13 protein-coding genes are annotated in these 13,248 nt (G+C 58.5%); 10 read left to right on the forward strand and 3 right to left on the reverse strand.

Annotated features, from left to right (window positions below; all coding sequences use genetic code 11):
* Positions 1-8: 8 nt before the first annotated feature.
* Both hemH and JZI28_RS20060 read right to left on the reverse strand, forming a co-directional pair.
* Positions 9-1,070 carry a ferrochelatase gene (gene hemH, locus JZI28_RS20055; protein ID WP_375698738.1) on the reverse strand — a complete coding sequence of 354 codons (1,062 nt, stop codon included), beginning with the start codon at positions 1,068-1,070 and terminating at the stop codon, positions 9-11.
* Between the two features lie 153 nt (positions 1,071-1,223).
* Positions 1,224-2,054 carry an SAM-dependent methyltransferase gene (locus JZI28_RS20060; protein WP_375698739.1) on the reverse strand — a complete coding sequence of 277 codons (831 nt, stop codon included), beginning with the start codon at positions 2,052-2,054 and terminating at the stop codon, positions 1,224-1,226.
* A 13-nt stretch (positions 2,055-2,067) separates the two neighbouring features.
* Between JZI28_RS20060 and JZI28_RS20065 the strand changes: the two genes are divergently transcribed.
* From JZI28_RS20065 to JZI28_RS20080, 4 genes are all read left to right on the forward strand, one after another.
* Complete coding sequence (locus tag JZI28_RS20065; RefSeq protein ID WP_375698740.1) at positions 2,068-2,796, forward strand: ComF family protein; 729 nt, start codon at positions 2,068-2,070, stop codon at positions 2,794-2,796.
* An 83-nt stretch (positions 2,797-2,879) separates the two neighbouring features.
* The gene (gene grxC / locus JZI28_RS20070) at positions 2,880-3,137 is read left to right on the forward strand and encodes a glutaredoxin 3 (RefSeq protein ID WP_295449541.1); all 258 of its coding nucleotides are present in this window, start codon (positions 2,880-2,882) and stop codon (positions 3,135-3,137) included.
* A 32-nt stretch (positions 3,138-3,169) separates the two neighbouring features.
* Positions 3,170-4,000, forward strand: coding sequence for a carbon-nitrogen hydrolase family protein (locus tag JZI28_RS20075; protein ID WP_375698741.1), 831 nt, complete (start codon positions 3,170-3,172; stop codon positions 3,998-4,000).
* Positions 4,000-4,440 carry a MarR family winged helix-turn-helix transcriptional regulator gene (locus tag JZI28_RS20080; RefSeq protein WP_295449547.1) on the forward strand — a complete coding sequence of 147 codons (441 nt, stop codon included), beginning with the start codon at positions 4,000-4,002 and terminating at the stop codon, positions 4,438-4,440. Before JZI28_RS20075 ends, JZI28_RS20080 begins: the two co-directional genes overlap by 1 nt.
* A 376-nt stretch (positions 4,441-4,816) precedes the next feature.
* On the opposite strand, the gene ubiG is transcribed toward JZI28_RS20080, so the two are convergent.
* Positions 4,817-5,563 (reverse strand): bifunctional 2-polyprenyl-6-hydroxyphenol methylase/3-demethylubiquinol 3-O-methyltransferase UbiG, encoded by a 747-nt coding sequence (gene ubiG / locus JZI28_RS20085; RefSeq protein WP_375698742.1) that lies wholly within the window; start codon positions 5,561-5,563, stop codon positions 4,817-4,819.
* 50 nt (positions 5,564-5,613) lie between these two features.
* Here ubiG and pip point away from each other — a divergent pair, with 50 nt between their 5' ends.
* The 6 genes from pip (at position 5,614) to infB (ending at position 13,094) form a co-directional block, all read left to right on the forward strand.
* Positions 5,614-6,594 carry a prolyl aminopeptidase gene (gene pip, locus JZI28_RS20090; RefSeq protein WP_295449554.1) on the forward strand — a complete coding sequence of 327 codons (981 nt, stop codon included), beginning with the start codon at positions 5,614-5,616 and terminating at the stop codon, positions 6,592-6,594.
* Positions 6,591-7,448, forward strand: coding sequence for an ABC transporter substrate-binding protein (locus JZI28_RS20095; RefSeq protein ID WP_375698743.1), 858 nt, complete (start codon positions 6,591-6,593; stop codon positions 7,446-7,448). The genes pip and JZI28_RS20095 overlap by 4 nt, the downstream gene beginning before the upstream one ends.
* Positions 7,449-7,710: 262 nt before the next feature.
* Positions 7,711-8,301 (forward strand): ribosome maturation factor RimP, encoded by a 591-nt coding sequence (gene rimP, locus JZI28_RS20100; protein WP_295449560.1) that lies wholly within the window; start codon positions 7,711-7,713, stop codon positions 8,299-8,301.
* Positions 8,301-9,926, forward strand: coding sequence for a transcription termination factor NusA (gene nusA, locus JZI28_RS20105; RefSeq protein WP_348154165.1), 1,626 nt, complete (start codon positions 8,301-8,303; stop codon positions 9,924-9,926). Before rimP ends, nusA begins: the two co-directional genes overlap by 1 nt.
* Before the next feature lie 31 nt (positions 9,927-9,957).
* Positions 9,958-10,578: an RNA-binding protein gene (locus tag JZI28_RS20110; protein ID WP_295449566.1), complete on the forward strand. Its 621-nt coding sequence runs from the start codon at positions 9,958-9,960 to the stop codon at positions 10,576-10,578.
* Positions 10,579-10,586: 8 nt separating this feature from the next.
* A complete protein-coding gene (infB, locus tag JZI28_RS20115; RefSeq protein WP_375698744.1) occupies positions 10,587-13,094 on the forward strand; it encodes a translation initiation factor IF-2 in 2,508 nt (835 codons plus the stop codon).
* The last annotated feature ends 154 nt before the right edge of the window (positions 13,095-13,248 follow it).

The raw sequence follows: 13,248 nt of genomic DNA on the forward strand, positions 1-13,248 counted from the left end.
AGGGGAGATTAGTCCAGCCAACCTTTGAGATTATTCTCGATGACGCCGGCAAGCACCGCGATATGGTCGTCGTCGTCGTTGAGGCAGGGGATATAGAGGAAGTCCTCGCCGCCGGCCTCTTCAAAGCTCTCTTTGATCTCTTCGTTGATTTCTTCCAGGGTCTCGATGCAGTCGGCGGAAAAGGCCGGGGCCATTACCGCGATGTTTTTCTTGCCTTCTTTGGCCAGGGTGGCGACGTGATCAACGGTGTAGGGTTTCAGCCATTCCTCTGGGCCAAAGACCGATTGAAACGTGGTGGTGATCTGCGTGTCGTCCCATCCGAGCCGCTCGCGCAGCAGTCGCGTGGTTTTCTGACACTGACAGTGGTAGGGATCCCCCTGCATCAGATAGCGTTTTGGCATGCCATGGTAGGAGACCACTAGAATGTCTGGACGTTTGTCGGCCTTACCATAGGCCTCTTCCACCGAGCGGGCCAGGGCTTCGATATAGGAGGGTTGGTCAAAATAGGGTTGAATCGTGCGCGCAGCCGGTTGCCAGGTTTCCTCCATCAGGGCGCGAAAGAACTGGTCATTGGCAGTGCCGGATGTGGCACCAGCATAATGCGGGTAGAGCGGCACAAACAGGATCTTTTGGCATCCGGCCTCAACCATGGCGCGGACTTTGGATTTCGTCGACGGGTTGCCATAGCGCATGCAGTAATCGACCATGACCTGATCGCCATACCGCTGGGACATCACCTCAGCCATCTTGGCTGTCTGGTCTTTGGTGATGGTCATTAGCGGGCTTTCGCCCTTGTCGTGATTCCAGATCGATTTATAAGCCGCGCCCGAGGAAAATGGCCGTTTGGTCAGGATGATCAATTGCAACAGCGGCTGCCATTTCCAGGATGGGTAGTCGATCACCCGCTTGTCCGATAGGAATTCGCCCAGATAGCGGCGCATCGGCCAATAGCTGTAATCATCCGGAGTGCCGAGGTTTGCCAGCAGGATGCCGACCTTTTCGCCTTTGATCTTTGGATGATCTGCTGGCGCGTGGGCGGGGCAGGTGGCGGGAGCGGAAGAATCCAACATAGGGGCGGTGGTCCTGTATTTGCGGCAAAGCGTTGCTTGTGGAAACCATGGCGTGGGTCACACTTTGCCATAATCTATGACGTTACGGTGCCAAAGGCCAATTGGATCATATTGGCGCAGTGATTTGTTTTTCTTATTGGCGCGGTTGCGGGCCTATTTGGGCAATTTTGTCTCTGGCACTTTCAGCGCCTCCGACAGGCGCATCTTGGCAGAGCCGGGGCGCAGGGGTTTCTGCTGGGTCTCAGACGGCGACCAGCCGGTGAGGCAGACCAGCTCGAATGTGGCGGGCAGCTTGCCGTTGTCCAGGGCGAAATGCTCCCGGTAGATCGCCTCGGTCTGGGCAAACAGAGCGCGGGGGCTGGGGTGTTTCAGGCGCTGGTTCAAGGCATTGGCCTCACCCATGGCGCGCAGCTCTTGCATCAGGTGCAGGCTGTCACGGTATTGCGCTGTCAGGGGAACGACATCTGCAACCGGCAAGGAAAATCCGGCCCGTTGCAGCAGGCCGCCGAGATCGCGAACCTCCCCCATGGGGACAATACGCGGCGACAGCCCGCCGGTCACACGGGTTTCAGCCTCGGCCAGGGCGCTACGCAGTTCGTGTAGGGTGCGCCCACCCAGCATCACAGCCAGCAGCAGCCCATCCTCGGCAAGGGCACGCCGACATTGAATCAGCTGCCCAACCGGATCATTGGCCCAATGCAGGCCCATCGCGTGAATCACCAGATCATGGGCGCCAGGAGTGAGGTCCAGCACCTCCTCATCGGGCACAATCCGGGCCTCTGGGAAGCTATTTCGCCAAATATTAGCAAAAGGTGAAACAATCGCAGGTTTCGTAAAGGTCCTGTTAACCAATGTTAAGCGATCTTCAACCTCATCCCGTGCCAGGTCGTGAAGGAACAATGCCTCAGGCTGGTGGCGGGTGCGATGGATTGCCAATGCTTGGCGGTCAAACAGCTCTGGCTGTGATTTGGGTGCTTGCGTCATGGGGGCTATTTAGATGTTGCGCGCGCAGTTTCAAACCGCTGTTTCGCTTGTTTATCCCCCAAAATGTCTGGGCTGTGATGAATTGGTTGAGCAGGACTTTGGCCTGTGTGGCACCTGTTGGGGGGAGGCTCACTTCATTAGTGGCACGGTCTGCGAAGGCTGCGGTGTACCATTGCCGGGTGATGAGGACGGGCACCGCCTAGACTGCGATGAATGTATGTCGATGGCCCGCCCCTGGAGCCAGGGCCGGGCGGCGATGCTGTATAAGGATAAGGCCCGCAATCTGGTAATGGCCTTGAAACATGGCGATCGCACCGATCTTGCGGCGCCAGCCGCGAGCTGGATCGAACGGGCCGCGGCGCCGCTGCTGCGGGACAATCCTTTGGTGTGTCCGGTGCCGCTGCATTGGTCGCGGCTGTTGAAACGGCGGTATAATCAGTCTGCCCTTTTGGCTGAACACCTGTCGCGCCAGGCGCGGCTGGACCATTGGCCGGATATGTTAAAGCGGGTAAAAGTGACCCCCAGCCTGGAGGGCAAAACCCGGGCGCAGCGGTTTTCGGCGCTGAACCAGGCCATTGTGGCGCACCCTCGGCATCGCACCTTGATGCAGGGGCGGGTGGTTTTACTGGTGGACGATGTGATGACCTCGGGTGCGACCCTGACGGCCTGCGCCGATGCCTGCCGTGCTGCCGGGGCAGCCGATGTGCGGGTTGCGGTGCTGGCGCGGGTCACACGGGCGTGATCCGGGCGTGCTGTGACTGGCAATGATTGCAATGCGGGCCCATATGGCTCAGAACCGAGACAACCTGACAAATGGAGACCCGCATGAAATCGGTCGAAATCTACACCTCGCCACTTTGTGGTTTTTGCCACGCGGCCAAACGCCTGCTGAACCAGAAAGGCGTGGAATTTTCCGAGGTCAACGTGTTGACCAACCCGAGCCGTAAGCAGGAGATGATCCAGCGCGCTAATGGCGGCTATACCGTGCCGCAGATCTTTATTGGCGATACCCATGTGGGCGGCTGTGATGAGCTCTATGCGCTGGAGCAAGCAGGCAAGCTGGATCCACTGCTCGCCGCCTGAATCTCAGATAATAGTACCGGAAGGGACCCCTGATGCGCGCCGCCCTGTTGCAGATCACATCGAGCGACTCTCCCAGTGAAAACCTTGACCTGCTTCAGCGCCTGATCGCTGAGGCGGTTGAAAACGGCGCCGGGTTTGTTCTCACTCCAGAGGTGAGCAATTGCGTTTCCCTAAGCCGGGCGCATCAGCAAGAGGTTCTGTGTCTTGAAGAAGACGACCCGACGCTTGCTGCCCTGTGTGCCAGTGCCGCTGACCATAACATCTGGCTGTCGCTGGGCTCATTTGGGGTCAAAACCCACGACGGGGATGGCCGCTTTGCCAATCGTCAGTTTTTGATCTCGCCACAGGGGGAGATCACCGCGCGCTATGACAAGATCCATATGTTTGATGTCGAGGTCACCCCGGAAGAGACCTTTCGGGAATCTGATGGCTATCGGCCAGGCAACCGCGCTGTTGTGGCCAAGACCCCTTTTGGTACTTTGGGGCTGACCATCTGTTATGATCTGCGCTTTCCACATCTGCATCGGGCCCTGGCCCAGGCAGGAGCTGAAATTCTAATCGCCCCGGCGGCCTTTTCGCCGGTTACAGGTGCGGCCCATTGGCACGCATTGTTGCAGGCCCGCGCGATTGAGACAGGGTGTTACGTGCTGGCCGCTGCGCAGACGGGGACCCATAAAACCAGCAGGGGCGCGGTGCGAAAAACCTACGGTCATTCCTTAGTGGTTGCCCCCTGGGGTGAAATTCTGTCGGACGCGGGCAGGGCTGCGGGGATAAGTTACGTTGATCTTGATATGGGAAAAGTGGCAGAAGCACGCAGGCGTGTCCCTGCGCTGACCCATGATCGAGAGTTTAACGGACCCTGATGGAAGAATCCCATTCTCTGGCGGTCTCGCTGTTTAGCGAGATCTTGATGGCGGACCAGCTGGCGCGCTCGCGTCTTAGCAAAGCCTTACCCAAGGGAATGGAACTGTCGCATTTCTCTGTTCTCAATCACCTGACTCGCACAGGGGTCGAACGCTCTCCGGCGCAATTGGCCAAGGCCTTTCACGTCACGCGCGGCGCCATGACCAATACGCTGAACAAGCTGGAAGTGGCGGGCTATATCCATATCCGCCCGGATTGGGACGATGCCCGGCGCAAGATGGTGGCGATCAGCCCGGCGGGTCGCCAGGCCCGTGACGCAGCCCTGGCCAGCATTGTGCCGCTGATTTCCGAGGTGGTGAATGATCTTGGTGGCGACCGTGTCCGCGCGACGCTGCCGATTCTGCGTGAGCTGCGGGCAAAACTGGAATCCACAGCCTAATTCTTTTCCGACAATTTGGACTGCAAATTGAAAAAGGGATGCCAGTGCCAAACTATGTCAGTTTGGGTCAGGCATCCCTTTGTGTCCAACTGAACCCACTGTCGAGATGTGAGTGGTGGCAGAACCAAAGCAATAATGCGCTTTGGCATATGGGTTCAACTGGGCGCTTCGGTCTGGTGGCCATATGCTGGCCAGACTGAGCGCTGTGACACGGACTTTGAAACGGGCCATAAAAGAACAAGCCCTAAAAGGTAAGTCATAATTACCTTATTTGTTTTGAGCCGATTTCCAAAGGTGGCAAAAGATTACGACCCACCTATCCAAAAGGATAGGTGGGTCGCATCATCAAGGTGTCCCAGGGTAGAGGTTCTGCGCCTTAGCGCTCTTTTATGCTGGCGGTAACATAGTTGACCGACAGGTCCCGGTCCGAGATCGACCATTTCCAGCTTATCGGATTAAACACAAATCCCTTGCGGTCTACCGGCGTCAGCCCGGCCTTTTGCAGCAGCTCCACCAGCTCGTCCGGGGTGATGAATTTATGCCATTCATGGGTGCCACGCGGCAGCCAACGCATCACCACCTCAGCGCCAAAAATGGCCATGGCATAGCTTTTGGGATTGCGGTTGATGGTTGAACAGATCTCCAACCCGCCGGGTTGCAGCAGCTGACGGGTGGCGGTGAGATAGCTCAGGGGGTCTGCCACATGCTCGACCACCTCCATGTTCAAAACCACATCAAACTGTTCCCCTGCGGCGGCCATGTCTTCAGCGGTGGTATGGCGATAGTCGATGGTGAGGCCGGTCTGTTCCGCATGCAGTCGCGCCACAGGCAGGTTGCCCGCTGCCGCATCGGCGCCGGTGACCTCGGCGCCAAGACGCGCCATGGGTTCACACAGCAGGCCGCCGCCGCAGCCAATATCCAGCAGGCGCAGCCCTTTGAACGGTTCTGGCTGAGTCAGATCGCGGTCAAATTCTCCGGCAATCTGGCTGGTAATATAGTCCAGACGGCAGGGGTTCAGCATGTGCAACGGCTTGAATTTGCCATTGGGATCCCACCATTCGGCTGCCATCGCCTCAAACTTTGCGATTTCTGCCGGGTCGACCGTGGATTGAGGCGCTTGCATTCCTGTCTCCGTATGTTCTTTTGTACGCTATGATGTCATCTAGGTCAGTAATGGACAAATTCTCGGATCAAAAGCGCGCAGTGCATTATCTTTATCCTCCGGTTGATACTTTTGACCAGCGGATGCTGGAGGTAGGACAGGGCCACAAAGTATATGTGGAGCAATCGGGGAACCCGCGGGGGATCCCGGTGGTGGTCTGTCATGGTGGCCCTGGTGGCGGCAGCAGCCCGGCGATGCGGCGCTATTTTGATCCCATGGTCTACCGGATTATCCTGTTCGATCAGCGCGGCTGTGGACGGTCGCAGCCCCATGCCTCCTGCGAGGATAACACCACCTGGCATTTGGTTTCCGACATGGAGGAGATCCGCAGGCAGCTGCAGATTGAGACCTGGCTGGTCTTTGGCGGCAGCTGGGGCGCCACCTTGTCGCTGATCTATGCGCAAACCCACCCTGAGCGGGTGATGCAGATCATACTGCGCGGGGTGTTTTTGATGACCGCCGCCGAGCTGGACTGGTTTTACGGTGGCGGCGCTGGGCGGTTTTGGCCAGAGCCCTGGGCTAAATTTGTCGCCCCTATCCCCGAGGCTGAGCGCGGCGATTTGATCGCGGCCTATAACAAACGGCTGTTTTCAGGCAACCGCAGCGAAGAGGTCCGGCTTGGCCGCAGCTGGTCGGCCTGGGAAAATGCGCTGGCGTCGATCCATTCCAACGGCACCTCGATTGAGGGCCCCGGCGACTATGCCCGTGCCTTTGCCCGACTGGAGAATCATTATTTCACCCATCGCGGTTTTCTCGATTTTGATGGGCAAATTCTGGCCAATATGGGCCGGATCTCGCATATTCCGGGCACCATTGTGCAGGGGCGCTATGATATGATCTGCCCGCCTGTGTCGGCCTGGAAGCTGAATGAGCTGTGGCCAAATGCGGAATTGATCATGGTGCGCAATGCAGGGCATGCTTTGTCAGAGCCGGGAATCAGCGCAGAGCTGGTGCTGGCCATGGACCGCATTGCCGAGGAACTGCTGCCTTGACCCGTATCGACCGCCGCGCCCTTTTTACCTCTGGTGCCGCTGCCGCTTTGCTGGCGGCCACTGGAACCTCGCTTGCGGCCTCACCGCGGGCAGGCGGCGCACTGCGTCTAGCCTTGCCACGGGAAAGCGGCCTGCTGGATCTGGTGGCCCGTGGGGCGGTGCTGGATTGTCTGACCGAGATTGCCCCGGATGGGCTGCTGCGGGCGGAACTGGCCTCCGCCTGGGAAAGCCGTGACGCCGCACAGGTCTGGCGGTTTGATCTGCGCCAGGATGTGTCGTTTCACGATGGCACGCCGCTGCAGGCTGCAGATGTTGTGGCTTCGCTGCAGGGGCGTTCTGTCGCGGGGGCTGACCAGATGGTTGACCAGATGTCAGTGACCGCGCTGGATCTGTACCGGGTTGAAATTCAACTGGCCCAGCCCAATCCGCATCTGCCCTATCTGTTGGCAGGCCCGGACCATGTGATCGCGCCACAGGGGGCGGTCGATGTGCCCCTGGCACAATTGGTGGGCAGCGGCTGTTACCAGGTTGAACGCGCCCAGGACGGGCGGCATTTTCGCGCCACCAAGGTGGTGGGACACTATAAAGACGGTCAGGCCGGCTGGGTTGATAGCCTTGAGGTGATTGTCATTCCCGATGCCGCTGTCCGGGCTGAGGCCCTGCGCGATGGCTTTGTCGATGTGGCAGCCCTGCCGCAGCCAGCCGAATTGTTGAAATGCGGTGGCTTTCTTTATCACCCCTCGGCTGAGGACATGGCCCTGGCGACCCGATCAGATGTGGGCATTCCCCGCGTGGTGGGGCAGCAATCCGCGCTGGACGATGGCCGTATCGCCGAACGCTGGTGGCGGCTGTGACCTGAGCTGCCGTTGCGCTTGGCAGGGCCGCTGACAGAGGCCGGGTTTTGGGCCGACCCGCTGCAACCCTGGCCTTGGCAACAGAAGGCTTGCAGATTCGTAACAAGGGGCGTATATGGCTTTTCAACAGCGGCGTGTTGAGCTCTGGTTCAAGACACCTCCGGATTAGTTCAACGGGCCGCGCGCCCGTTTTTTTGTGTCCTTCGGGATGCTGAATCCACCGCCCAACCTGATTGTGGCCAACCCGATTGTGGGAAGCTTAATGACCAACGACCTGATTGCCAAAGCCGCGATTGACCGCCGCCTGGCCGAAATCCTTGTCCCTGTGATCGAGGATCTCGGCTATGAACTGGTGCGCATTCGCCTGATGTCCGGCAAAACCACGACGCTGCAAATCATGGCTGACAAGCCTGAAGGCGGCATCGAGGTGGATGACTGTGCTATCGTTTCCAGCGCGGTGAGCGCCACGCTGGATGTTGAGGATCCGATCCTTGATACCTATACGCTGGAGGTCTCCAGCCCTGGCATCGATCGGCCGCTGACCCGGCTGAAAGACTTTGATATGTTTGAAGGCTACGAGGCCAAGCTGGAAACCGACGAGCTGGTTGGTGGGCGCCGTCGCTTTAAGGGTGAACTGGCGGGCACCGAAGGAGATGAGGTCCTGATCAACATCGAAGATCAGGGCAAGACTGTTACCATTGGTCTGAAATTTGATTGGCTCTCGGATGCCAAACTGGTTCTGACCGATGATCTGATCACGGAAATGCTGCGTCAGCGCAAAGCTGCCGGCACATTAAACGAAGACGCATTCGACGAGATCGAGGCCGAAGGGTCCGAAGAGGAGAACAAGTAATGGCTATCACCTCTGCAAACCAGCTAGAGCTGTTGCAAACTGCCGAAGCTGTGGCACGCGAAAAGATGATCGACCCCGGTCTGGTGGTTGACGCGATGGAAGAGAGCCTCGCCCGTGCCGCCAAGAGCCGCTACGGCAGCGAGATGGATATCCGCGTGTCGATCGACCGCAAGACCGGCAAGGCGACCTTTACCCGTGTGCGCTCGGTTGTTGAGGATGAGGCGCTGGAAAACTACCAGGCAGAATTCACCGTCGAGCAGGCCAAACAGTATATGGAAGATCCCAAAGTCGGGGATACCTTCGTAGAAGAAGTTCCCCCAGTGGAAATGGGCCGCATCGCGGCGCAATCGGCCAAGCAGGTTATTCTGCAGCGGGTGCGCGAAGCAGAGCGGGACCGCCAGTTCGAAGAATTCCAGGATCGCGCCGGCACCATTATCAATGCGCTGGTCAAACGCGAAGAATACGGCAATGTCATCGTCGATGTGGGCGCGGGCGAAGGCATCCTGCGTCGCAACGAGAAAATTGGCCGCGAGAGCTATCGCCCCAATGACCGTATCCGCTGCTACATCAAGGACGTGCGCCGCGAGCCCCGTGGCCCGCAGATCTTCCTGAGCCGGACCGCGCCAGAATTCATGGCCGAATTGTTCAAGATGGAAGTTCCGGAAATCTATGACGGCATTATCCAGATCAAAGCTGTAGCCCGGGATCCCGGTTCGCGCGCAAAAATCGCTGTGATCTCCAACGATGGTTCGATTGATCCGGTTGGTGCCTGTGTGGGTATGCGCGGCAGCCGGGTTCAGGCTGTTGTCAACGAACTGCAGGGTGAGAAGATCGACATCATTCCATGGAATGATGATCAACCCACCTTCCTGGTGAACGCGCTGCAGCCTGCCGAGGTCTCCAAGGTTGTTCTGGACGAAGAAGCCGGCAAGATCGAAGTTGTGGTGCCCGAAGAGCAGCTGAGCCTGGCGATTGGTCGCCGGGGTCAGAACGTGCGTCTGGCTTCGCAGCTGACCGGGCTTGATATCGACATCATGACCGAAGAAGAAGAATCGGCCCGCCGCCAGAAGGAATTCGAAGCGCGCACTGGCCTGTTCATGGAAACGCTGGATCTGGACGAATTCTTTGCTCAGCTGCTGGTCTCCGAAGGGTTCACCAACCTGGAAGAAGTTGCCTATGTTGAGCTCGACGAGCTGACGGTTATTGACGGTGTTGACGAAGGCACTGCCGAGGAATTGCAGGCCCGTGCCCGCGACTACTTGGAAGCCAAGGCAAAAGCAGCAATTGATGCGGCCCGCGCGCTGGGCGCCGAGGACAGCCTGATCCAGTTTGATGGCCTGACCCCGGTCATGATCGAAGCCCTGGCCAAGGACGACATCAAGACGCTGGAAGATTTTGCCACCTGTGCCGATTGGGAACTTGCCGGTGGCTGGACCAACGACAACGGTGAGCGGATCAAGGATGACGGCATTCTGGAGCCCTTTGGCATGAGCCTGGAAGAGGCACAGGACCTGGTTATGACCGCGCGTGTCATGCTGGGCTGGGTGGATCCTGATGATCTGATCGGTGCCGAGGATGGTGCAGAAGATCTCGTCGAAGGTGACGAAGAGGAAGCCGAGGCGTAAGCCTCGGGTTTCCGGATAGGAGAGAGACAGCATGGGTCGCGCAGGCGCCAGTAAAAATCACGACGATGGTCCGGAACGCAAATGTATTGCGACCGGTGAGACTCAGCCAAAGCAGGGTCTGATTCGGTTTGTGATGGGGCCTGAGTCTCAGGTGGTGCCCGATGTCTTTGGCAAGCTGCCGGGACGTGGGGTTTATGTGACAGCCAGTCGCGAAGCGCTGGATCTGGCGGTAAAGAAGAAACTCTTTGCCCGTGGATTCAAGGCTCCGGTGACGCTGCCGGATAGTCTGGCAGATGAGGTGGAGCGCCAGACGCTACGCCGGTTGGTTGATCTGCTGAGCCTGGCGCGTAAATCTGGCCAGGCTGTTGGTGGATATGAAAAAGTCAAGGATTGGCTAGGTAAAGAGCATGCCACAGTTCTGATTCAGGCAAGTGATGGATCAGGGCGCGGCAAATCGAAATTGAGTACCCCGCATCGGGGAAGTTTCATTGGATGTCTCACTGCGGATGAGCTGGGGATGGCATTTGGGCGTCAAACTATGATACATGCGGCGCTCGCCTCTGGTGGACTCAGCAAACGTGTTGTAGACGAGGCGCAACGGTTGCAGGGTTTGCGTGAAATGGTGGGCGGCAGCGGCCGCACAGAAGGATAAAGAGCTTTATGAGCGATAGTGACGGCAAAAAGACCTTGGGTCTGCGTGGCGGCGGTTCCCGGCCTGGGAATGTAAAACAGAGCTTTAGCCACGGGCGGACCAAGAATGTCGTGGTGGAAACCAAACGCAAACGCGTTGTGGTGCCCAAGCCGGGTGGCAACAAGGGCGGCAATGCCGCGCCTGCAACCGACGGTTCGCGTCGGCCTGCCGGGATTACCGATGCAGAGATGAGCCGCCGCCTGAAGGCGTTGCAGGCTGCAAAGGCCCGCGAAGTTGAAGACGCGGCCAAGCGCGAAGCGGAAGAAAAAGCCCGCGAAGAAGAGCGCGCCCGTCGCCGTGCCGAGGCTGAGGCCAAGGAACGGGAACAGCGCGAAGCGGAAGAAAAGGCCCGTCAAAAGGCCGAAGAAGAAGAGCGCAAAAAGCGCGAGGCCGCAGAAGCTGCAAAACGCTCTGCCGAGCCCGCAGCCAAGGCCGCAGCCCCTGCGGCTGGGGCTGGCGCCGCCGCGCCACGCAACAACCCTGCCTCAAAGCCAGCGCCTGCGCAGACACCGCGCAAATCTGATCGTGAACGTGAAGAGCGTGGCCGCAGCGCCAAGGCGCGCACTGGCGACGACAACCGTCGTTCCGGCAAGCTGACACTGGGTCAGGCCACAGGGGGTGCGGGCAACCGTCACCGGTCCATGGCCTCGATGAAGCGTAAGCAAGAGCGCGCCCGTCAAAAAGCGATGGGTGGCACGGTCGAGCGCGAAAAGGTTCTGCGCGAAGTGCAGCTGCCCGAGGCGATCCTGGTTTCTGAGTTGGCAAACCGGATGTCAGAACGTGTTGGTGCGGTTGTGAAATCGCTGATGCAGATGGGTATGATGGTCACACAGAACCAGACCATCGACGCCGATACAGCGGAATTGATCATCGAAGAATTCGGCCACAAGGTTGTCCGCGTTTCGGCGTCTGACGTCGAAGATGTGATCAACGAAGTGAAAGATAAAGAAGAAGACCTGAAATCGCGTCCTCCTGTGATCACCATCATGGGTCACGTTGACCACGGTAAAACCTCGATCCTAGACGCCATCCGCAACGCCCGCGTTGTGGCCGGTGAGGCCGGTGGCATCACCCAGCACATCGGTGCCTATCAGGTCACTACCGAAAGCGGCACCGTGCTGAGCTTCCTTGATACGCCGGGTCACGCTGCCTTTACCTCGATGCGGTCGCGCGGTGCGCAGGTTACGGATATCGTGGTTCTGGTTGTGGCTGCAGATGACGCGGTGATGCCGCAGACCATCGAAGCGATTGCGCATGCCAAGGCAGCCGAAGTGCCGATGATTGTTGCGATCAACAAATGTGACAAGCCCGCTGCAGATCCGATGAAGGTGCGCACAGACTTGTTGCAGCACGAAGTCATCGTTGAAGCCATGTCCGGTGATGTTCAGGACGTTGAGGTGTCTGCCCATACGGGACAGGGCCTGGATCAACTGCTGGAAGCCATCGCGCTGCAGTCCGAAATTCTGGAACTGAAAGCCAACCCCGATCGTGCCGCCCAGGGTGCCGTGATCGAGGCTCAGCTGGACGTGGGCCGCGGCCCCGTCGCCACTGTTCTGGTTCAGAACGGTACTCTGCGCCAGGGTGATATCTTTGTTGTGGGTGAGCAATACGGTAAGGTCCGTGCTCTGATCAACGACAAGGGTGAGCGGGTGCAGGAAGCCGGTCCTTCGGTTCCTGTCGAGGTTCTGGGTCTCAATGGGACACCCGAAGCGGGTGACGTGTTGAACGTGACCGACACCGAGGCACAGGCCCGTGAGATCGCTGAATACCGCGCCCAGGCTGCCAAGGACCAGCGCGCTGCTGCTGGTGCTGCGACAACCCTGGAACAGTTGATGCAGAAGGCCAAGGACGACGAAACCGTCTCTGAGCTGCCCATTCTGGTCAAAGCTGACGTGCAGGGCTCTGCCGAAGCCATCGTTCAGGCGATGGACAAGATCGGCAACGAGGAAGTTCGCGTACGGGTTCTGCACTCTGGCGTTGGCGCCATCACCGAGACAGATATCGCCCTGGCCGAAGCCTCCGGCGCCCCTGTCATGGGCTTTAACGTTCGGGCCAATACCTCGGCGCGGAACACGGCCAACCAAAAAGGCGTTGAGATCCGCTATTATTCGGTGATCTACGATCTGGTCGACGACGTGAAAAAGGCCGCTTCTGGTCTGCTCAGCGCCGAGATCAAAGAGACCTTTATTGGTTACGCGCAGATCAAGGATGTCTTTAAGGTCTCCAACGTTGGCAAGGTCGCCGGCTGTCTGGTTACCGAAGGCGTTGCCCGCCGGTCTGCTGGTGTGCGTCTGCTGCGTGACAACGTGGTTATCCACGAAGGCACCCTGAAGACCCTGAAGCGTTTCAAGGACGAGGTTGCCGAAGTGCAGTCTGGTCAGGAATGCGGCATGGCCTTTGAAAACTACGAAGATATCCGCGCTGATGACGTTATTGAGATCTTTGAGCGTCAAGAAGTTGAGCGTAACCTCGACTAATCGCTTTGATTGATCCCTGATCAGTTAAGACACAGAAAGCCCTGGCAGTTCAGCCGGGGCTTTTTCTTTTGCAGACTGGTTTTTGTCTGCCTGCGTTTTTGTGGATGTCGGTGCGCCCGTGCAACCAGGTCAAAACGCAGATGGGGCAGCCAAT

This window comes from Pseudophaeobacter sp. TrK17, assembly GCF_042192375.1.
Lineage (GTDB): Bacteria > Pseudomonadota > Alphaproteobacteria > Rhodobacterales > Rhodobacteraceae > Pseudophaeobacter.

Bases quoted from the DNA above. Each gene is read 5' to 3' on its own strand.
- hemH (WP_375698738.1), bottom strand. From the start codon at position 1,070: ATGTTGGATTCTTCCGCTCCCGCCACCTGCCCCGCCCACGCGCCAGCA.
- JZI28_RS20060 (WP_375698739.1), bottom strand. From the start codon at position 2,054: ATGACGCAAGCACCCAAATCACAGCCAGAGCTGTTTGACCGCCAAGCA.
- JZI28_RS20065 (WP_375698740.1), top strand. From the start codon at position 2,068: ATGTTGCGCGCGCAGTTTCAAACCGCTGTTTCGCTTGTTTATCCCCCA.
- grxC (WP_295449541.1), top strand. From the start codon at position 2,880: ATGAAATCGGTCGAAATCTACACCTCGCCACTTTGTGGTTTTTGCCAC.
- JZI28_RS20075 (WP_375698741.1), top strand. From the start codon at position 3,170: ATGCGCGCCGCCCTGTTGCAGATCACATCGAGCGACTCTCCCAGTGAA.
- JZI28_RS20080 (WP_295449547.1), top strand. From the start codon at position 4,000: ATGGAAGAATCCCATTCTCTGGCGGTCTCGCTGTTTAGCGAGATCTTG.
- ubiG (WP_375698742.1), bottom strand. From the start codon at position 5,563: ATGCAAGCGCCTCAATCCACGGTCGACCCGGCAGAAATCGCAAAGTTT.
- pip (WP_295449554.1), top strand. From the start codon at position 5,614: ATGGACAAATTCTCGGATCAAAAGCGCGCAGTGCATTATCTTTATCCT.
- rimP (WP_295449560.1), top strand. From the start codon at position 7,711: ATGACCAACGACCTGATTGCCAAAGCCGCGATTGACCGCCGCCTGGCC.
- nusA (WP_348154165.1), top strand. From the start codon at position 8,301: ATGGCTATCACCTCTGCAAACCAGCTAGAGCTGTTGCAAACTGCCGAA.
- JZI28_RS20110 (WP_295449566.1), top strand. From the start codon at position 9,958: ATGGGTCGCGCAGGCGCCAGTAAAAATCACGACGATGGTCCGGAACGC.
- infB (WP_375698744.1), top strand. From the start codon at position 10,587: ATGAGCGATAGTGACGGCAAAAAGACCTTGGGTCTGCGTGGCGGCGGT.